The organism is Acidobacteriota bacterium (assembly GCA_012517875.1).
Classification (GTDB): domain Bacteria; phylum Acidobacteriota; class JAAYUB01; order JAAYUB01; family JAAYUB01; genus JAAYUB01.
In genome coordinates this window covers 1-19,636 of the sequence record JAAYUB010000025.1, presented here as the reverse complement: position 1 = coordinate 19,636, position 19,636 = coordinate 1, and the positions used below count along the sequence as shown (strand labels likewise).

The following is a 19,636-nucleotide window of genomic DNA, read 5'->3' as shown; positions in this document are numbered from 1 at the left end:
GTAGATGATCGCATCCATAAGCGTCCTGCCTTTTTTAAATATATTATAAAATTTTATAATAGTTTCATTTTTTGATCAACAAAAAAGTCGGCGAAAGCATTAAATAATATACGCGACCGAATGATTATGCCAAGCATCAAATTAAATGAAAGCAATTGGGGACAATCGATGGACCCGATGATTCTCCTGAGCAATTTGGCTGCTGCGCTGGCACTGATGACCGTCCTCTGGCTGTTGAGCGTACGGTTGCGCGACGCCAGCGTGGTGGACGTGTTCTGGGGACTGGGGATCGTCCTCGTCGCCTGGCTGACATACGCCCGGACGGACGGATTCGACGGACGGCGGCTGCTGCTGGCGGTTCTGGTAACGGTTTGGGGATTGCGCCTGGCCGGTCACATCCTATGGCGGCGGCGCAGTCACGGCGAAGACCGCCGCTACGCCGCCATGCGCGCCACCCGGGGCGCAGCGTTTTGGTGGCAAAGCCTGTTCACCATTTTCCTACTGCAGGGTTTCCTGCAGTGGCTCATCTCGCTCGGCGTGCAGCTCGGCATCGCCGCCGCCACACCACCGAGCTGGACTGCCTGGGACCTGACGGGCGCCATCCTCTGGGCCGCCGGCTTCCTCTTCGAGACGGTAAGCGACACCCAGCTCGCCCGCTTCAAGCGGGATCCGGCCAACCGCGGCCAGGTCATGGACCGCGGCCTGTGGCGCTACACGCGCCACCCCAACTACTTCGGCGAGGCGGTGATGTGGTGGGGCCTCTTCCTCATCGTGCTGCCCACGCCGCACGGCCCGTGGACGGTCCTGTGCCCCGCCCTGATGACATTCTTCCTCCTTCGGGTGTCGGGCGTCACCCTGCTTGAGCAGGACCTCAGCGCGCGCCGACCCGGCTACCGCGATTATGTCGCCCGCACGAGCGCATTCGTCCCTTGGCCGCCCCGGCGGAGAGTGAGGAGTGAGGAATGAGGAGATAGGAGAATGGTTCGCAGGTTTACAGGTACGCAGATTCGATAGGTGTCAGATTCGACGGTTCACCTTCTACTGCCTGGCGTTCACCATTCACTGTTTACCGTTCACTGTTTACTCTCTGCCGCCTGCCGTCCATCTTCTCCCGATTCACCGATTCACCCATTCACCAATTCACCTTTCTATGACACAATGGAACGGGTCTCATTTTTCCCCGGAGCATTTCCATGGACATGCTGCTTGACTGGGCCGAGCGGGGCAAGCTGCCCGACGCCGTTATCCGCGTGGGCATCCGCCGCCTGCTGCGGAGCCGCCTCCACCAGGAGGACCGCGGCGACGCCGAAGCCAACCTGGCGAAAAAAATGGGGTTCGTCGAGTCGATGCGCCGCGCCCCGGTGGCGCTGCACGCAGACGATGCCAACGTCCAGCACTACGAGGTCCCGCCGGCGTTCTTCGAACGGATTCTCGGACCGCGGCTCAAGTACAGCGCCGGCCACTGGCCCGCCGGCGTGACGGACCTGGCCGCCGCCGAAGACGCGATGCTGGCGCTCACCGCCGAGCGGGCCGGCGTGGTCGATGGCATGCGGGTGCTGGATCTGGGGTGCGGCTGGGGTTCATTCACCCTCTGGGCGGCGGAGCGGTTCCCCGGCAGCCGCTTCCTGGCGGTCTCCAACTCCGCGCCGCAGGGGGAGTTCATTCGTCGCCGCGCCGCCGAGCGCCGCCTGCGCAACATCGAGGTCACCACCGCCGACATGAACCGGTTCGAAGCACCCGACCGCTTCCACCGGATCGTATCGGTGGAGATGTTCGAGCATATGCGCAACTGGGAGGCGCTGCTGGAGCGCACCGCGGACTGGCTCAAACCCGGCGGCCGGATGTTCATCCACATCTTCACCCACCGCCGGCTGGCCTACCCGTTCGAGTCGGAAGGGGCCGACAACTGGATGGGCCGGCACTTCTTCACCGGCGGCATGATGCCATCGGACGACCTGATTCTCTACTTCCCCCGCCACCTGGCGGTGGAAGCGCACTGGCGCGTGAACGGCCGGCACTATCAGAAGAGCCTCGAAGCGTGGCTGGCCAACCTGGACCGACAGCGCGCCGACATTCTGGCCATCCTCACCGAGGCATGCGGCGCGGCGGAGGCACCTCGGGCGCTCCAGCGCTGGCGCATGTTCATCATGGCCTGCGCCGAACTGTTCGGCTACCGCGACGGCCAGGAGTGGCTCGTGTCCCACTACCGGCTGGCGCCCAAGGGGGTGTGAGCACGGTGGTCAAGGCCGCCTGGATCCGGAATATTGAAGTGTCCGCTTACAGCGGCTACCGTGTGGACGAGCGGCCAACCGAGGTGGTTTGGGACGGATCGGTCCAAGCGGTGGTCGAGATCCTGGACCGCTGGTACGGCGTCGGCTATCTCTATTTCAAGGTCCGGCTCGCCGACGGTGCGCGGCTGCTCCTTCGCCATGATGAGTGGGACCGCCAGTGGGACGGAGCGCCGCTGGAATCCGCCAGTGCGCCGACCGCCGCCCCGGAGTGACCCAACGTCATGGCCCACCTCGTGATCTTAGACCTCGACGGCACCCTGACCGATTCGAAGCGGGACATCGCCCGCGCTCTCAGCCACGCGCTCCTGAGCATCGGGCACAGAGTGTCGGACGAATCGGTGTTTTACCCGCACATCGGCGCCACGCTGGAGGAGACGTTCGCAGCGGTGCTGCCGCCGCACCGCCGCCGCCGGATCGCCGAGGCGGTCGTGGCCTACAAGGCATACTACCCCGAACACTGCGCCGACGAGACCCGGCTGTTCGCCGGGGTGCCGGAAGGTCTGGCGGCGCTGCAGGCGCGCGGAATCATCCTGGCGGTGGCGACCACCAAGCGCACCTGGATGGCGGAGAGAGTCTTGACTCTGCTCGGGATCCGCGGCCGCTTCGCCCATGTCCAGGGCACCGACGATTTCCCGTACAAACCGGATCCGGAGATTATCCGGCGGGTGCGGGCGGCGCTCGCCGATCCCTGTGACGACCGCCGGACCTGGATGGTGGGCGACACGCCGCGCGACATCGAGACCGGGCAGCGGGCCGGCGTGCGCTCTGCGGGAGTCCTGTACGGCTACGGCGACGCGAACGCGCTGCGTCGTGCCGGCCCCGACCTTCTGGTTGCCAGCTTTCACGAGCTGGTGCACCGGCTGCTGGCCGGGTCAATAAACGGCTCCGCCTGAGACAACCGTGTAAAAAAAGGGCGGCGGAATTCGAGGTGTTCCGCCGCCCTCGCTACCCCCTCCTCGGCTCCGGACGGCCGCATGTGCGATCCCCGCTCCGCAACCGTCCGGCCTCGGGCCAGATCATATCAGGCTTCGAAACCCGTGCGTTCGAAGCTCTTCCCTCCGGGAATCCGTCATCTGCCCATGCCTGGCGGAGGCTCTTCCATGTCTGCCAGTCCCTCGCCCTCCATCGCGGCGTCACGAGCCCCGTCGGCCATCGCTGCCCCGCCCTGGACCCGGGCCTGCCCCTGCACCTGCCCCTCGCTCTGGCCGGTTTCGGGCCGGTCGATGCCGTAGTGCATTTTCTGCCACATCATGTTCGGGCCTTCCTCGCGGGTCTCGTAGTCGGTGTCCCGGTTGCTGCCGGGATTGACCCTGGCGTTGATGCTGCCCTCGATGGAGAACGAATTGTCGCCGCTGCCCCGGTCGCCTTCGCCGTGGTCGATGCCCACCGCTTCACCCGTGGGCATCTTGTTGCGCTCGCGGTTCGGCCGAGCGCCCAACGGGTCGTACACGCCGCCGCCGTCACCGGTCTTGTCCGGGTCGCCGGGACCGCCGATGCCCATGCCCTTGGACTCCTTTTTCTCCTTCTCCTTTCCACCGGAATCCTTGTCCGCCTTGTCGCTGGAGCCGGAGGAGCTGTCAGACTTGTCGGACTTGTCCGTCTTGTCTGTCTTGTCTGAACTGTCGCTGCTGCCCGTGCCCTTCTTGTCATCGGTACCGCCGGTTTTGCCGGTATCCTTGTCATCCTTGCCCCAGCTTGACCCACCGGTCTTGTTGTCGTCCTTGCCGTAACCGCCGACTCCGCCCGAATCGTCCTTCTTGCCGAATCCGTCGGTGTAGGAGCCTTCCTTGCCCCATTTGCCGCTGCCGGCATCGCCGCTGCCCGTGGGATCGAACTTGTCCCCGGGTCCGCCGCCGGACCAGCCGTCACCGCCGAACTTGTCCCCATAGCCGCCCATCTTATCGCCGAAACCGCCGTACTTATCACCCATGCCGTCGAATTTGTCGCCGGGACCACCGTACTTGTCACCCATGCCGCCAAATTTGTCACCGGGCCCGAACTTGTCACCCATGCCGAATTTATCGGCATCGATCTTGCCATCGACACCACCCATCGCGCCGCTCATGGCGCCGCCGTCGAATTTACCTTCCACTTTACCAGCGATCTTGCCCCCCAGGTCGCCCGCCATGCCGCCCATGGCGCCGCCGTCGAATTTCCCGTCCATTTTGCCGGAAACCTTGCCGCCCATGTCACCGGCCATGCCGCCTACGGCGCCGCCGTCGAATTTCCCGTCCATTTTTCCGGAAACCTTGCCGCCCATGTCGCCGGCCATGCCGCCCACGGCGCCGCCGTCGAACTTGCCGTCCACCTTGCCGTCGATCTTGCCGCCCATGGCGCCGCCGTCGAACTTGCCATCCAGCTTCCCGTCCATTTTACCGTCGATCTTTCCGTCCAGCTTGCCGTCCAGTTTGCCTTCCGGTTTTCCGCCCTCGGCACCCGCGGTGGCGCCCGCCGCGCTCGCCTTGCCCATATCAAAGGTCTTCATGGCTTCCTGCACCTTGGACCGCATGACACTGCCGCTGATTGCCGATTCCGTCTTCGCCGGCGCTGTCTCGCCCGTGCCGCCTGCCCCTGTATCACCGATACCCTTGCCGGACCCGCCCTTGCCGCCTGTCCGGACGGAGATGGAGCCGCCCGCGCCGATGGAAACAGAGGAGCTCCCTGCCCGTGAATCCACACCGGCAGTCACACTGTCGGCATCCGCAGAACCGCTGCCGGTTGTGCCGGTCACCGAATCCGATCGCCCCCCCGAAGGGGTCCGGCAGACATCCGGCTGGGATCCGCCTGAAGGCTTGCCCGATCCGGCTGCAGCCCCCCCGTCAGTGGGATTGTCGTAATCGTCGGGCGTGACAGTCTGTCGCGTCCCACCTGCTGGTCCGATACTCATATGGATTACCTCCTGGTACGATTGTCCGACCACCGCTCACTGAACTGTCCGTCTCTCTGCGCGGCGATCCCATCAACGACGGGCTGAATGTTCTGCACCACTTATCGTAATCATTTCAAAAATATTGCGTCTCCACAATTGGGAAACATCAAAGAAAAGGTGGGAACATCCACAGATTTCGTGTCGGATCGCCGGTTTCAACGCAACGACGGCGTCCGCCCCGGCGGACGCGCCGGTCCGGCTCTTCCCCCATGCGTTGGAAGATTCGCTTCCCGGTCTGATTGGCTGTTGTCTTCGGGGCGGAACGGGATGAAAATAGTCGGTTCCCGCCGGTATGACTGAATGTTGCCCGGAATCTCGTCCGGGTGATCTCAGGATCCAGACCGGCGGAAACCGTGCGGACTGTGGAGAACACCCTATGGATGCGTATCGTCTGGAACCGCTGACCGACGCCCACGCTGGGGCGGTCACCGAAATCTTCAATCAGTTCGTCGGCAGCAGCTTCGCCGCCTACCCATCCACGCCGGTGGACGAAGCGTTCTACCGGCGCCTGGCCGGTCTGGCCCAGGGCTATCCGTCGGTCGCCGTGATCGCCCCCGACGGGAGTGTGGCCGGTTTCGGCATGCTGCGCCGCTGGCACCCGGCCGACTCCTTCGCCCGGACCGCGGAGGTGACCTACTTCATCCGCCCGGAGCACACCGGGCGCGGATTGGGACGCATGATGCTGGAGCGCTTCGAGGCGGAGGCGCACCGGCTGGGGGTGGACACGATCCTGGCCAGCATCTCCTCGCTCAACGACGGCAGCATCCGTTTCCACCGGCGGAACGGGTTCGCGGAATGCGGCCGGTTCCGGGCCGTAGGACGCAAGTTCGACCGCGATTTCGACGTGGTCTGGATGCAGAAGCGGCTCTGATCCCTCGCGCTGCCGCCCGGCCCGGGGCCGGTTCCGTCATGCCGCCTGCTGCTTCCGGAGCCAGCGGTTGTAGAGCCACATGCTGAAGGCCGAAACAAGCCCGATGGTCATGAGCAGGAGCCAGCCGAAGGTGTTCCAGAATGGATCGGGGTCGAGCAGGCCGTCCGGCCGCTTGACGGCGCCGCGGCAGATCACCTCGTTGAAGATGAGCGCACCCACCGGCCCGCCGAAAAACGAGCCGATGGCCATGGGCAGATTTGCGTAACCGAGGAACAGTCCCTCCTGCCCCTTGGGCGCCAGGGCGCCGATATACTCATAGGTCCGCGCCGAGGTGAACAGTTCGCCGAACGCGATGAGGGCCACGGTCAACGTGATGAAGATGGAGCCCAGTGGCAGCAGGGTGCCCAGGCTCAAGTTCCGGATGCCAAGATAATAGATGGGCACCAGGTTGATGACCATGGCCAGGCCGATGATCACCGTGCCCACCACGATGGAGTTGATGGGTTTCCACTTGCCGAACAGCTTGGTGATGAGGAGCTGGAAGAACACGATGGTGAACGGGTTGGCCATGGTGATGAGGTCCACGGGCGGGTCGAGCTCCACGACCTTCTTCAGATAGAGTGGCAGCACGTTGTACACCTGGTTGTAGATGAAGAAGAAGCCGCTGGACACCACCAGGAACAGCGCGAAACGCAGGTTGCGCAGCACCAGCACCATGTCCATGAGGATGCGCCCGGGTGACTTGCGCGGTTTTTTCTCCGCCGCTCCGGGGAGCCGGTCCGGGTCTTTGTAGAGAATGAGCACCACAAAAAACGCGACGACGGCGAACGCCGCCGACACGGCGAAGATATAGCTCAAGTCGAACTGCTTGCGCACCGCATAGCTCACGCCGCGGCCGCACAGCGAGCCGATGTTGATGACCATGTAAAAGATCCCGAAAGCCAGCGTCGCCAGGACGCCGGAGGTCTTCTGCACCGTGCCCGAAATGCACGGCTTGACCACCGAGCCGCCCAGGCCGATGAGCACGATGGCGATAACCACCGGGATGACGACGTTGGCACCGGCTGTAACCTCGCTCTCCACGGTCTTGGCCAGAGTGGCGCCGCCGAACCAGACCGGGTAGCCCATCAGAAAGTATCCGGCGGCCAGGAGCACAAAAGCCACCAGCAGCGACTTTTTGAAACCCACCTGGTCGGCGATGGTTCCGGACAGGATGGGCAGGAAATAGACCAGGGTCCAGAGCACGGTGCCGTTAAGGGTGCTGGGCCAGTAGTCGCCGAGGCCCAGCTGGCCGAGGTAGAGCACCACGAAGCTGGCCATAGCATAAAACGCGCCGCGCTCAAACAGCTCGGTCACGTTGGCCATCCAGAAGGTCGAGGGGAAGTTGCCGGGCTTTGGGTCCATGCCGCACCTCCGCTGGATTCCAGTCGCGTTCGCCGAGGCGCGCAACCGGGGAGAAAACGGGAGTATAGCGAAAGACATCCGCCGCGTCCACCTTCCCGGCGGCCGATCCATGAAAAACCCCGTGCATTCGGGCGGTTTTTCAGCTACCATCTGGGCGAGACCGCCGGGAAGAGGTTCCCATGATCTCCATCGAAGAGGCCGAGCGCGTCATTCTGGAGCAGTGCCAGCCCCGCGCGCCCATCGAGGTTCCGCTGCTGGAAGCCGGCGGCTATGCCGTGGCGGCCGACATGCGCTCCGGTGACGACGTGCCCGCCTTCAACCGGGCCATGATGGACGGCTTCGCCTTCCGTGCCGCCGACGCGACGGGACCGGGTGCGCGCCTCCGCGTGGTGGACTGCCTGCCAGCCGGCAAGGCCTTTGACGGCGAACTGCCCCCCGGCGCGGCGGTCAAGATCATGACAGGCGCGCCGCTGCCCGCCGGCGCCGACACCGTGATGCCGAAGGAGCATTGCCGGGAACACCCCGACGACTGGGTGGAGTTTACGGAAACGCCGGTCGCCGGCCGGAATGTCGCGCCGCGGGGATCCGAGTTGGCGGCGGGAAGCCCGCTGTTCGCCCCCGGCGACGTCCTCAAGGCCAGCGATCTGGGGGTTCTGGCCATTTTCGGCTTCACCCGGGTCCGTGTCTATCCGCGGCCGGTGTTGTCGCTCATCAACACCGGTTCTGAACTCGTGGACATCGACCAGCCGCTCACAGGCGGCCGCATCCGGAACTCCGACATGTATTCCATCGCCTCGTATTTCCGCAAATTCGGTTACACCTGCGCCGTCCGCGGCATCGTGCCCGATCACGAGGCCGCCATCCGCTCGGCGGTGAGCGCCGAGCCCGAGGCCGACGTCATCCTGCTCACCGGCGGCGTTTCAGTCGGTGAATTTGATCTTGTGCAGACCGCGGTGCGGGCCGAGGGCTTTCAGGTGCTGTTCGACGCGGTGGCCATCAAACCGGGCAAACCCCTGGTGTTCGCCCGCAAGGGCCGCCAGCTCCTGTTCGGACTCAGCGGCAACCCGGTCTCTTCGCTGCTGCAGGCGGCCCGTTTCGCTCTGCCGGCGCTGCGGCGGCTGGCCGGCTGGAACCGGCCGCACAGCATGTTCGTCACCGCCACCTTAACCGCAGACCTCCGGCACAGAGGCGACCGCGCCGCCTACCGCCCCTGCCGCCTCGTCGCCGAAGAGGGGCGGCTGCTGTGCCGTCCCGTCCGGGACAAGGGCAGCGCCGACCTGTTCTCGTGGCGGACGATCAACGGGCTGGCGGTGCTGCCGGCGGACCGTCCCGAGCTGGCCGCCGGTGAGTTGGTCCGGGTGTTCATCCTCGAACCGTTTCAGTTCCTGCCGCCGGAGTAGCCGGCCGCACCGGCAGGACGACCGGGGCACCCACCGCAGATAGAATCCGCGCCATCAGTCATTGATCATCTCATCGATCATTTTTCATCGGTCATTTCGGATCGTTGGCTGATCGGTTGCCGATGATTGCTAATCTTTTATCGGCTATTTGGATTCGAAATCGATTCTGCCGAGATTTGGGACCTGGGTTCTGGGACCTGGATTCTGAGAGCTGGGCGCAGAACTCTGAAACCAGGGCACGAGGTCGGGAGCCCCGGGTGCTGTACGGATTCGTGAAACGGGCACAATCTGCCGGCGGGCACGCGAAAGGCACCGCGAGCGGGAGCGCGGAAGCCATCCCCGCGAGACCCGCGGTGTCCGCGGCACCATTCCATTGCTCGCGGCGAATGCTCCCCTTGCACTGCTCCCCCTCGCGGCCATGGACAAACGCCGACGGATTGGTGCGGCGCCCGGGATGAGATACCGCAAGGACCCCTTCCCGCCGTTCGCTCCCGCTCGCGGCACCTCCGCTGTGCCAACCGGTTGATCGTGCCACGGCTAGATCAACGGCAAATCGGTGAATGGTTGAAACAGTGAAAAAAAGCCCCGCGGGTGCGGGGCTCGGATGCATGATAAACGGGACAGAAGCTATTTCTTCTTCACGTCGTGGACCAGGCCCTTGCTCTTCTCGAAGTCGAAGCCTTTGAAGGTGGGGCTCTTTTTGTTGTGGCACTTCTCGCAGACTTCCTTGGTGGGAATCACCAAACCGTTCTGGATGGCCAGCTTCTGGTCCTTCATGACACTCATTTTCCAGTAGTCGCCGCCGGCGCCGTGGCACGCCTCGCAGCTGACGCCGGTCATCGCCGGCAGGTTAGTGGAATGGCAGCCCATGCATTTGGCGTCGGACTGCTCAGCCGGTTTCAACGAGTTCCAAGCCTTGGCATGCTTGGTGGCCTGCCAGGAAGTGTACTCGACCTTGTGGCACATCTTGCACTTCTCAGGGCCGACGAAGGCGTGGGCCGCCATCAGCGGCAGCGCAAGCACCAGGAGAGCCAGGCCGACGATCACCATGCGCTTCATGTAAGACCTCCTAGGCATAAAGTACGCGGATCAAGATACGGGACGCGACCGAATGTTTCACATTCGGTAGAGATTTTATTTCATGGTGAAGCGAAGATCAACAAAATCCTTTCGGCGTCCGGCGTGGTATGATATGGATTGCCGTTATTTTCAAAACTCTTAACAGGCAGGTTACCATGCAGATTCTGGAGCACATCAGGCATCGAGCGGCCGAGTCGGTGCAGCACATTCTGCTGCCCGAGGCCGAGGATCCGCGCACCCTTCAGGCGGCTGTCGATGTGCTGGCCAAAGGGTTTGCCCGCGTCAGTCTGGTGGGTCTCCCGGACAAGATCCGGGCCGCGGCCCAGGCCGGCGGCGTGGACATCGCCGGCGTGCCCATCATCTCCATGGCCGACGACAAGCTGCGCAAGCGGGCCGCCGAGCTCCTCTACGAGCGGCGCAAGGCCAAGGGCATGATCCTGGAGGAGGCGTACAAGACCATCGAGGATCCGCTCTTCTTCGCCGACCTGATGGTTCGCGACGGGCTGGCCGACGGCTCGGTGGCCGGCGCCACCAACACCACCGCCCACACGGTGCGGGCGGCCATCCTGTGCATCGGCTTGCGACCGGGGATGTCCATCGCCTCGTCGTTTTTCCTGATGGTCACGCCGAAGTCAGAGTATGGCACCAACGGCTCGTTCATCTACACCGACTGCGGCGTGGTGCCCAACCCCAACGCCAGCCAGTTGGCCGACATCGCCATCGCCGCCGCGGACTCGTGCCGGATGTTTCTGGAGGACACGCCCCGAGTAGCGATGCTCTCGTTCTCCACCAAGGGAAGCGCCGCCGATCCGCTGGTGGACAAGGTGGTCGAAGCCACCCGCTATGTCCAAGCCCGCCGGCCGGACCTGCTGGTGGACGGCGAGCTGCAGGCCGACGCGGCCCTGGTCCCCAAGGTGGGCGCCGGCAAGGCGCCCGGCTCACCGGTGGCCGGCCAGGCCAACGTGCTCGTCTTCCCCGACCTGAACGCCGGCAACATCGCCTACAAGCTGACGCAGCGGCTGGCCGGCGCCGAGGCCATCGGCCCAATCCTGCAGGGGCTGGACCGGCCCGGCAACGACCTGTCCCGCGGTTGCTCGGCCGAGGACATCGTCAACGCCGTGGCCATCACCTGCATCCAGGCCATCCACGGCCAGTCGCGCGGCTGACCCCGATCGGAACACCATTCAACCATACCGAGGAGGTTTCATGAGCTATATCGATTTCATCGGCGCCCGCCAGGTGCTGGACTCCCGGGGCAACCCCACCGTCGAGGCGGAAGTGGTCCTGGAGTCGGGCGCCATGGGCCGCGCCATCGTGCCGTCCGGCGCGTCCACCGGCCAGTTCGAGGCGCTGGAACTGCGCGACACCGATGCCACCTGGTACGGCGGCAAGGGCGTGCTCAAGGCGGTCGAGAACGTGAACAACACCATCGCCGAGGCCCTCGAGGGGCTCAACGCCCTGGACCAGCGGCTGGTGGACGAGGCGCTGCTGGAGCTGGACGGCACCACCAACAAGGGCGTCCTGGGCGCCAACGCCCTCCTGGCGGTGTCCATGGCGACGGCTCGGGCCGCCGCCGAGTTCCTCGGCGAGCCGCTTTACCGCTACCTGGGCGGGACCAACGCCCACACGCTCCCCGTGCCCATGATGAACATCCTCAACGGCGGCAGCCACGCCGACAACAGTGTCGACCTGCAGGAGTTCATGATCATGCCCGTGGGTGCGCCATCCTTCTACGACGGCCTGCGCATGGGTGTCGAGACCTTCCACGCGCTCAAGGGCGTGCTCAAAAAACGCAAGCTCAACACCAACGTGGGCGACGAAGGCGGATTCGCCCCCAATCTGGCCTCCAACGAGGAAGCGCTCACCGTCATTCTGGAGGCCATTCAGAAGGCCGGCTACAAGGCGGGCGAGGATATCGTTCTGGCGCTGGATCCGGCCGCCAGCGAGTACTTCGAAAACGGCCAGTACGTCTTCAAGAAATCCGACGGCTCCAAACGCACCGCCAAGGAGATGGTGGCGTTCTTCGAAGCGTGGATCGGGAAATATCCCATCTACTCCATCGAGGACGGCCTGGCCGAGGAGGATTGGGACGGCTGGAAACTCGCCACCGACGCCATGGGCGACCGGATCCAGCTGGTGGGCGACGACCTGTTCGTCACCAACACCGAACGGCTGAGCCGCGGCATCAAGTCCGGCGTGGCCAACTCCATCCTGATCAAGCTGAACCAGATCGGCACCGTCAGCGAGACGCTCGACACCATCGAGCTGGCGCGCCGGAGCGGCTACACCGCGGTGATCTCGCACCGCAGCGGCGAAACCGAGGACACCTTCATCGCCGACCTGGCGGTGGCCACCGGCGTCGGGATGATCAAAACCGGTTCCGCCAGCCGCACCGACCGGATCGCGAAGTACAACCAGTTGCTCCGCATCGAGGAGCAGCTCGGCAAGGCCGCCCACTACCCCGGCTGGGGCATCTTCAGCCGCTACCGTCGTTGACCGCCCGTGCGGCGGGATCGGTTGCTGCCGGTCCCGCCGTGCACCGCCTCCCCCCCCCGGGCTCCTGCATCCCCTGATTGTGGACGATCCGCCAAAACGCCCATCAAGGTGGGGTGTAGGCGCGACAGATGAAACGGTTCGGAATCCGGCCGTTTTTGCGGTCATCCTTCCGGATCGGCCGGCGGGTGCGGCCGGCCAGGCATGAATGCCCGTCGTGGCATCCGGATTGCATTAAAGGATACGGCCCGGACACCGACCCCGGAGATGAACGCTCGCATGCACCGCCAATCCACCATCAACGAAGCCATCGACTTCAAGGGCATCGGCCTGCACACCGGCTGTCCCGTCGAAATGATCATCCGCCCGGCCCCCCCAAACGCGGGGATCGTTTTCCGCCGCAGCGACCTGAACGACTTTCCCATCGAGGCGCAGGCCGCCCACATCGCCAACGTAAGTTACGCCACGACGCTGATGAAAAAAGGCGTCCTGATTTCCACCGTGGAACACGTGCTGTCGGCGCTCTACGCCATGGGCATCGACAACGCGTTCATCGACGTGGACAACCTGGAGGTGCCCATCCTGGACAGTTCCGCCCGCCCCTTTGTGGAGGGAATTGCGGCGGCGGGCCGCCGGGTGTACGACGAACGGCGGCGCGTTCTCCGGATCCGGCGCGAGATCCAGCACGCGCTGGGCGACAAGACCGTCTCGGCCCAACCGGCCGACTCCTTCATTGTGAGCTACCGCATCGATTTCACCCATCCCCTCATCGGGATTCAGGAGATGCGCTGCGCCATCGAGCCGGAACACTATCGGCGGGAGATCGCGCCCGGGCGCACCTTCGGTTTTCTCAAGGAAATCTCCACGCTGAAGGAAAACGGGCTGGCCCAGGGCGGCTCCCTGGACAATGCCATCGTGCTCACCGACACCGGCCTGCTCAACCCCGAGGGTCTCCGGTTTCCCGACGAGTTCATCCGCCACAAGATCATGGATTTTCTGGGAGACTTTTCCCTGGTGGGCCATCCCGTCCACGGCGAATTCCACGTGGTCCGAGGCGGCCACGCCGTGCACGCAGCCATGGTGAAAAAAATCATGGCCGATCCCGCCAACTATTCATTGGAGCCGATTCCCGAACCCGTGGCCACCGACGTGGCCTGAAACACCCGCGTCCCGTCGCCTCGCCTCCGGCGGGTGCGACTCCGGCCCCATGGGCACGCGGCGCCTGAGGAGAACACGCTATGCGCCATGTCCCTTTGCTGTGCCTGCTGCTGATGGTGGCGGTCGCCGGTCCGGCGCCCCGCACTCAGAATGACACCCGGCCGCTGGTCTTTTTCATCCAGCAGGACATCCGGCCCGACGCCGACCGGCTGCTGCTGAACGACGGCATGCAGGAACTCATGGGGCGCCTGCCGGCGGACCTGCCGGTACGGATCTACCTGACCACCCGTAACGAGTACACGCGCATCCACGCAGGACCCGCCGGGCAGCTGGTGTGGCCGCCGACCGGCTTCACCCTCACCGTCACCTCGCCGGCCACCACGCCGTACCGCAACCTACTGAGCTTCCTCGCCAGCGAAGAGCTTGCCGGACACACCGTGGTGTTCATCACCAACGGCCGATCGGCAGACCTGTTCAGCCTGGTCGACACCGAGGGCTTCATCCAGGGAGCCGATTCGTTCTCGCCGTCGCGCTACCCGCCCTTGCACGAGCTGGTGAGGCATTGCAAGGAACACCGGATCAGCCTGGTGGGGCTGTTGGTCACCACCGGCGCCAGTCCGCGGCTCCAGCCCGACCTGCTCCGGGTGGTGAACGACGCATTCAACTACGGGGTCAACGGCTCGGGCGGCTGGGCTTATTCCAACTTCTCCACGTTCACCAGCGTCTTCAACAGCCTGCTGAAGAAAGGGCGGCTCCAGCCGTAACGCCGGCGGCCTCCCGAACCGTCCCACAATGCGGTGACCCCACCCAGTTCCGGCGTCATTCCTGCCCGAAACCACGCGTTGCGCTTGACCCGACGCCGGTCCTTTGATATTCTGTTTGGCTCTAAATTTTCAATATTCAGGTAATCACATGAAGACCCTCGCCATCCGTGAAGAAGACAAATCCATCCAGGAGCGGCGGGCTCCGGTGACCCCCGCCGATCTGCGGTCGCTGGTGGCGGCCGGCTTCCGGTGCCTGGTGGAGCCTTCGAACCACCGCGTGTTCCCTGACGCGGATTTCGCCGCGGCCGGTGCCGCGCTGAGCCGGGACCTGTCCGCGGCCGACCTGATCCTGGGACTCAAGGAAATCACCGCGCAGAAAATCCAACCGGGCAAAGTCCATATGTTCTTTTCGCACACCATCAAGGGCCAGCCCTATAACATGGCCATGCTGCAGAGCATCCTGGATCGCGGCGCGACGCTGCTCGACTACGAGCGGGTGGTGGACGAGAACAACCGCCGCCTGATCTTCTTCGGCAACTACGCCGGGTATGCCGGCGCCATCGATACCCTGCACCTGTTCGGCCGTCGCCTTGCGGCGGCAGGCATCGACACGCCGCTCGCACAGATCCGCCGGGCGCTCGACTATCCGTCCCTGGCCGCCGCCCACGAACACATCCGCGGCGTCGGACAGGCATTGCTGGCGGCGGGCATCCCCGTCGCGCTCAAGCCGTTCGTCATCGGCGTGAGCGGTTACGGTAACGTCTCCAAGGGCGCCCAATCCATCATCGCCGAGCTGGCGCCCGTGACCGTGACTTCCGCGGACCTGGCCGAGGGCCGTCTCGACGCCGCGGCCGACACCGTCTACAAGGTCGTATTCACCGAGGCGGACATGGTCCGGCCGGCTTCGCCCGACGGCCGATTCGAACTGCAGGACTATTACACGCATCCGGAGAAGTACCTCTCCGCGTTCGAACAGTACCTGCCCAAGCTGGACATCCTCATCAACTGCATCTATTGGGACGACCGCTACCCCCGCCTTTTCACCCGGGCCGAAGCCGGCCGCCTGTGGCGCGAGGGTCAGCGCAAGCTGCGCGTGGTGGGCGACATCACCTGTGACATCGGCGGCAGCATCGAGTTTACCTTTGAGGCACACGGCCCCGACAAGCCATTCCTGGTCTACGACCCGCTCCGAGACACCTACCAGCTCGGCGACGGCGGCGACGGGATCGCCGTGCTCATCGTGGATATACTCCCGTCGGAACTCCCCCTGGAGGCGTCCAATTACTTCAGCGGAGTGCTCAGTCCGTTCATCCCGGCGATCATGGCCGCCGATTTCTCCCGCCCCTTCGAGGCACTGGATCTGCCGGCCCCGCTCAAGCGCGCCGTGATCGTGCACAACGGCCGGCTGACGCCCGACTACCGCTACATCGAAAAATATCTGCATCATTAATATAATCACGAAGGAGTCAATCATGAAAAAAGCGTTGTTGCTCGGAGCCGGCCTGGTGTCGAAGCCGCTGGTCCAGTACCTGCTCAAGCACGGCATCCAGGTGACGGTGGCATCGCGGACGTTCGACAAGGCGGCCGCCCTGCTGGATCAGCACCCGAACGGCCGGGCCGTGGCATGGGTGGTGGAGGAGGCCGACCGTCTCCGCCAGATGGTGGCCGAGCACGATGTGGTGATCTCGCTGCTGCCGTGGATCTACCACCTGCAGGTGGCCAACGCCTGCATCGAGGCCGGCAAGCACATGATCACCACCTCCTACGTCAAACCGGAGATGAAGGCGCTGGACGCCCAGGTCCGGGCCAAGGGTCTCTGCTTCCTCAATGAAATCGGCCTCGACCCGGGCATCGACCACATGTCCGCCATGAAAATGATCCACGATATCCAGCACCGCGGCGGCAAGGTCACGGTGTTCAACTCCTACTGCGGCGCTCTGCCCGCCCCCGACAACCTGGACAACCCTTTGAAGTACAAGTTTTCCTGGAGTCCGCGCGGCGTGGTGCTGGCCGGGCGCAACACGGCCATGTACCGCAAGGACGGGCAGGTCGTGAACATCGCCTCGGAAAACCTGTTCGACGACCATCATCCGCTCCTCATCGACGGCGTGGGCCAGATGGAGTTCTACCCCAACCGCGACTCCATCTCCTACATTGATATCTACAACCTGCCCGACATCCGGACCATGTTCCGGGGCACCATCCGCTTCCCCGGCTGGTGCGAGGCGTGGAGCGTGGTGAGCAAATCGGGCTGGCTGTCGCTGGACCCGCTGGACACCGCCGGTCTCACCCACCAGGCCCTCACCGCCCGGCTGACCGGCCTCGGCGGTGACGTCAAGGCCGAGTTCGCCAAGAAGTTCAAGCTGGAGCAGAAGCCCCAGATCATGGACAAGCTCGAGTACATGGGACTCTTCCTGGATACGCCCATCAACAAGGGTCAGTATCCCCCTCTGGATGTGCTGACGGACTATCTCCTCCCCAAGATGGCCTACGCCAAGGGACAGCGGGACATGGTGGTCATGCTGCACGAGGTCGTCGGCGAGTTCCCCGACGGGCACAAGGAGCGGTTCACCTCCCAGATGGTGGATTTCGGCGTCGAGGGTGTCGAAACGGCCGTCGCCCGGACCGTGGCGCTGCCGGCTGCCATCGCCACCCGGCTCCTGCTCGAGGGCAAGATCCGGGCCACCGGCGTGCTCATTCCGGTGGATCCCGCCATCTACCTGCCGGTTCTCGGCGAGCTCGAGAACACCGGCATCCGGTTCACGGAGAAAGTGGACAAAACCTGATCGGCCAGCCAGGCCCGTCGCATCCATCGGAACGGCCGGGGCCTGCCCGGCCGTTTCCGTTTGCGCCCGCCGACGATCGGCCGGGTGTCGGCTCGTCCGGGTGAACTTCGCGGCGCCGGATTTCGTACTGGTTGTCATCAAGCCGGACGTCCGCCCTCTCCGGCGCCCGATGAGAAAGGAGGCCCCATGAGTCGTCAAATGATTCGGCCGGTACCGGCTGTGTTGGCACTGGCTCTGCTCCTGGCGACGCCGGTCTGGGCGGCCTGCTCCAAGGACTTTCACCAGACGGCCAGCTTGGAACCCGAAGGCCGCCTGCGCGTCTGCACCTACAAGGGGACCGTTGAACTCATCCCCTGGGACAAGCCGCTGGTCGAGGTGCACGCGACCATCGAGGCGCCCGGCGATGTCAGCGAATCGTACGCCCGGAAGACCGTCGACGCCACCCGCGTTGTGGTGACCGGGAGCCGCGGCGCCGTGACGGTGGAGGTGGATTACGACGACGTACCCGCCGAGCGCGGTTGGCTGGGTTTCGACAGTTCCAAGATCCTGCCCTACGCCCACCTGAAGGTGCACGCTCCGCGAAAGGTCCGGCTGGTGATGAAAGACTACAAGTCTGACATCGCGCTGGACGGCTTCGACGGGAAGATCCAGATCCAGACCTACAAAGGCACGGTGCGCGGGCGCGACCTGTCCGGCGAAGTCGTCATGGATACATACAAGGGCGAGGTCGACTTCACCCGGCTGGCCGGCCGGCTGGACGCGGAGACCTACAAGGGCCGGATCGACATCGAGGCCAGCCGGCTCGAGGGGCGCTGCCGATTGAAGACCTACAAAGGCGACATCCGGCTGGTGCTGAACAGCCACCAGCCTGTGACCGTCATCTCGGATATCGCGTCCAAGGGTACACTGATCGATCGCCTCGGCCGGTCCGCTGAGACCGGTTCGGCGCGGCAGTCGGAACACGACGGGAAGGAAACGGTCCGCCTGAGCGTCGAGACATACAAGGGTCAGATCCGGCTCGAGCGCTAGTCCCTTCGCCAATCGCATGAACCGCCGCGTGGCAACCGCCTCGCGGCGCTTTCCGCGCCCCCCCCAAAAAAAATTATTCGACTCGCAAAATAGACTCTTGAAAATCTGTTTCAGCCTGAGTAGAATGAAGCGCACACGAGCAGTACTGAGGATGTCGACAGGACATGTGGTGCAGTTGCGAGCGGATGCGACAGTTGGATAGTTGTTCCCAATCCCCCGGAACCGGCAGCGGTGGCGCCTCTGCGTACACTGGAAACTCAGGAAATCCTTATCAATTTTTCAGCCGGCAGCGCTAATGTGTAATGGACGCGCAGTCCCATGACACGGACGATTTGTTTTTGCAATAATCCTCTGTTAAGGAGCTGTTTCGTTATGCGCAAAACCTTATGGATCGGGCTGCTGATGCTACTCAGCATGCCGGTGCTGGTGCTCGGCCAGGGCGCCACCACGGCAGAATTCAGCGGCGTCATCCTGAGCAGCGACGAGATGCCCCTGCCCGGGGCGGAAATCACCGCTGTTCACGTTCCCACGGGAACGACTTACACCACCATCAGCCGTGCGGACGGCCGGTTCAACATCCCGGCGGTCCGTGTCGGCGGCCCCTACACCATCACCGTGACGATGGAGGGCTTCAAGACCGATACCACCAACGACGTGTACGTCAAGCTTGGCGAGAACAAGCAGCTCTCGTACAAGCTGGTCCTGGCCAACGTCGACCTCGGTGAAGTGACCGTCGTCGCCTCCGAGGCGGAGCTGAGCACCGCCCGCACGGGCGCCGCCCACAACGTCACCCAGGCGGCCATCGAGAACATGCCCAGCATCTCCCGTAACTTCTCCGACTTCACCCGGCTGGTGCCCCAGGTCAACATCAGCGAGAACTTCAGCGACCAGGCGTACTCCGTGGCCGGCAAGAACAACCGCTACAACAACGTCCAGATCGACGGCGCCGTCAACAACGACCTGTTCGGTCTGGCCGACAGCGGCACCCCCGGCGGACAAGCAGGCACGAACCCCATCAGCCTGGACGCCATCCAGGAATTCCAGATCGTCATCGCCCCTTATGACGTGCGCCAGGGCGGCTTCACGGGCGGTGGCATCAACGCCATCACCCGCAGCGGCACCAACCAGTGGCACGGTTCCGTGTTCTACTACGGCCGCTGGGACGCTCTCGTGGGCAAAGGTGAGGACGACACCCCCGTCGGCGAATTCAAAGAGCACCAGTACGGCTTCCGTCTGGGCGGCCCCATCATGAAGGACAAGCTCTTCTTCTTCGTCAACGGCGAGATCACCCGCCGGACCCAGCCCAACGACTACCTCATCGACGACACCGGCAACAGCAACGACTGGGGTGGCGCCGCGGTCACGCTAGCCGACGTCCAGCGCTTCCTTGACATCTGCCAGAGCTACGGCTACGATCCCGGCGGATACGGC

The 19,636-nt window shown here is 64.2% G+C and carries 16 protein-coding genes and 1 pseudogene; 14 read left to right on the top strand and 3 right to left on the bottom strand.

The genetic code is table 11. From position 1 onward, the window contains the following. The first annotated feature begins 168 nt into the window (after positions 1–168). The 4 genes and pseudogenes from GX414_03480 (at position 169) to GX414_03465 (ending at position 3,184) form a co-directional block, all read left to right on the top strand. The gene (locus GX414_03480; GenBank protein ID NLI46145.1) at positions 169–966 is read left to right on the top strand and encodes a DUF1295 domain-containing protein; all 798 of its coding nucleotides are present in this window, start codon (positions 169–171) and stop codon (positions 964–966) included. 227 nt (positions 967–1,193) lie between these two features. Next, positions 1,194–2,231 carry a class I SAM-dependent methyltransferase gene (locus tag GX414_03475; protein ID NLI46144.1) on the top strand — a complete coding sequence of 346 codons (1,038 nt, stop codon included), beginning with the start codon at positions 1,194–1,196 and terminating at the stop codon, positions 2,229–2,231. A 23-nt stretch (positions 2,232–2,254) separates the two neighbouring features. Further along, positions 2,255–2,434 (top strand): annotated as a pseudogene (locus tag GX414_03470) (hypothetical protein). A gap of 78 nt (positions 2,435–2,512) precedes the next feature. After that, on the top strand, positions 2,513–3,184 hold the full coding sequence (locus tag GX414_03465) for an HAD-IA family hydrolase (protein NLI46143.1): 672 nt from the start codon (positions 2,513–2,515) through the stop codon (positions 3,182–3,184). Between the two features lie 176 nt (positions 3,185–3,360). Here GX414_03465 and GX414_03460 read toward each other — a convergent pair whose 3' ends face one another. Next, positions 3,361–5,022 carry a hypothetical protein gene (locus GX414_03460; GenBank protein NLI46142.1) on the bottom strand — a complete coding sequence of 554 codons (1,662 nt, stop codon included), beginning with the start codon at positions 5,020–5,022 and terminating at the stop codon, positions 3,361–3,363. A gap of 574 nt (positions 5,023–5,596) precedes the next feature. On the opposite strand from GX414_03460, the gene GX414_03455 reads away from it, so the two are divergent. After that, complete coding sequence (locus GX414_03455; GenBank protein ID NLI46141.1) at positions 5,597–6,091, top strand: N-acetyltransferase; 495 nt, start codon at positions 5,597–5,599, stop codon at positions 6,089–6,091. 36 nt (positions 6,092–6,127) lie between these two features. Here GX414_03455 and GX414_03450 read toward each other — a convergent pair whose 3' ends face one another. Beyond that, positions 6,128–7,495 (bottom strand): peptide MFS transporter, encoded by a 1,368-nt coding sequence (locus tag GX414_03450; protein NLI46140.1) that lies wholly within the window; start codon positions 7,493–7,495, stop codon positions 6,128–6,130. A gap of 179 nt (positions 7,496–7,674) precedes the next feature. Between GX414_03450 and GX414_03445 the strand changes: the two genes are divergently transcribed. Continuing rightward, positions 7,675–8,895 carry a molybdopterin molybdotransferase MoeA gene (locus GX414_03445; protein NLI46139.1) on the top strand — a complete coding sequence of 407 codons (1,221 nt, stop codon included), beginning with the start codon at positions 7,675–7,677 and terminating at the stop codon, positions 8,893–8,895. Between the two features lie 627 nt (positions 8,896–9,522). On the opposite strand, the gene GX414_03440 is transcribed toward GX414_03445, so the two are convergent. Beyond that, the gene (locus GX414_03440) at positions 9,523–9,954 is read right to left on the bottom strand and encodes a hypothetical protein (protein ID NLI46138.1); all 432 of its coding nucleotides are present in this window, start codon (positions 9,952–9,954) and stop codon (positions 9,523–9,525) included. Between the two features lie 176 nt (positions 9,955–10,130). Between GX414_03440 and pta the strand changes: the two genes are divergently transcribed. From pta to GX414_03400, 8 genes are all read left to right on the top strand, one after another. Next, positions 10,131–11,141 (top strand): phosphate acetyltransferase, encoded by a 1,011-nt coding sequence (gene pta, locus GX414_03435; GenBank protein ID NLI46137.1) that lies wholly within the window; start codon positions 10,131–10,133, stop codon positions 11,139–11,141. A gap of 40 nt (positions 11,142–11,181) precedes the next feature. Beyond that, positions 11,182–12,471, top strand: coding sequence for a phosphopyruvate hydratase (gene eno / locus GX414_03430; GenBank protein ID NLI46136.1), 1,290 nt, complete (start codon positions 11,182–11,184; stop codon positions 12,469–12,471). 276 nt (positions 12,472–12,747) lie between these two features. Beyond that, the gene (locus GX414_03425) at positions 12,748–13,626 is read left to right on the top strand and encodes a UDP-3-O-acyl-N-acetylglucosamine deacetylase (protein NLI46135.1); all 879 of its coding nucleotides are present in this window, start codon (positions 12,748–12,750) and stop codon (positions 13,624–13,626) included. An 80-nt stretch (positions 13,627–13,706) separates the two neighbouring features. Next, a complete protein-coding gene (locus GX414_03420) occupies positions 13,707–14,390 on the top strand; it encodes a hypothetical protein (protein NLI46134.1) in 684 nt (227 codons plus the stop codon). Positions 14,391–14,538: 148 nt separating this feature from the next. Further along, complete coding sequence (locus tag GX414_03415) at positions 14,539–15,840, top strand: hypothetical protein (GenBank protein ID NLI46133.1); 1,302 nt, start codon at positions 14,539–14,541, stop codon at positions 15,838–15,840. A 22-nt stretch (positions 15,841–15,862) separates the two neighbouring features. Beyond that, complete coding sequence (locus GX414_03410; GenBank protein ID NLI46132.1) at positions 15,863–17,176, top strand: saccharopine dehydrogenase; 1,314 nt, start codon at positions 15,863–15,865, stop codon at positions 17,174–17,176. Between the two features lie 186 nt (positions 17,177–17,362). After that, positions 17,363–18,205 carry a DUF4097 family beta strand repeat protein gene (locus GX414_03405; GenBank protein NLI46131.1) on the top strand — a complete coding sequence of 281 codons (843 nt, stop codon included), beginning with the start codon at positions 17,363–17,365 and terminating at the stop codon, positions 18,203–18,205. Between the two features lie 372 nt (positions 18,206–18,577). After that, the coding region (locus GX414_03400) for a TonB-dependent receptor plug domain-containing protein (protein NLI46130.1) at positions 18,578–19,636 on the top strand (1,059 nt) is incomplete at its 3' end.

Coding starts and splice junctions, on each gene's coding strand:
- GX414_03415 (NLI46133.1), top strand. CDS start 14,539: ATGAAGACCCTCGCCATCCGTGAAGAAGACAAATCCATCCAGGAGCGG.
- GX414_03405 (NLI46131.1), top strand. CDS start 17,363: ATGAGTCGTCAAATGATTCGGCCGGTACCGGCTGTGTTGGCACTGGCT.
- GX414_03440 (NLI46138.1), bottom strand. CDS start 9,954: ATGAAGCGCATGGTGATCGTCGGCCTGGCTCTCCTGGTGCTTGCGCTG.
- GX414_03465 (NLI46143.1), top strand. CDS start 2,513: ATGGCCCACCTCGTGATCTTAGACCTCGACGGCACCCTGACCGATTCG.
- GX414_03425 (NLI46135.1), top strand. CDS start 12,748: ATGCACCGCCAATCCACCATCAACGAAGCCATCGACTTCAAGGGCATC.
- GX414_03410 (NLI46132.1), top strand. CDS start 15,863: ATGAAAAAAGCGTTGTTGCTCGGAGCCGGCCTGGTGTCGAAGCCGCTG.
- GX414_03450 (NLI46140.1), bottom strand. CDS start 7,495: ATGGACCCAAAGCCCGGCAACTTCCCCTCGACCTTCTGGATGGCCAAC.
- eno (NLI46136.1), top strand. CDS start 11,182: ATGAGCTATATCGATTTCATCGGCGCCCGCCAGGTGCTGGACTCCCGG.
- GX414_03445 (NLI46139.1), top strand. CDS start 7,675: ATGATCTCCATCGAAGAGGCCGAGCGCGTCATTCTGGAGCAGTGCCAG.
- GX414_03480 (NLI46145.1), top strand. CDS start 169: ATGGACCCGATGATTCTCCTGAGCAATTTGGCTGCTGCGCTGGCACTG.
- pta (NLI46137.1), top strand. CDS start 10,131: ATGCAGATTCTGGAGCACATCAGGCATCGAGCGGCCGAGTCGGTGCAG.
- GX414_03420 (NLI46134.1), top strand. CDS start 13,707: ATGCGCCATGTCCCTTTGCTGTGCCTGCTGCTGATGGTGGCGGTCGCC.
- GX414_03475 (NLI46144.1), top strand. CDS start 1,194: ATGGACATGCTGCTTGACTGGGCCGAGCGGGGCAAGCTGCCCGACGCC.
- GX414_03455 (NLI46141.1), top strand. CDS start 5,597: ATGGATGCGTATCGTCTGGAACCGCTGACCGACGCCCACGCTGGGGCG.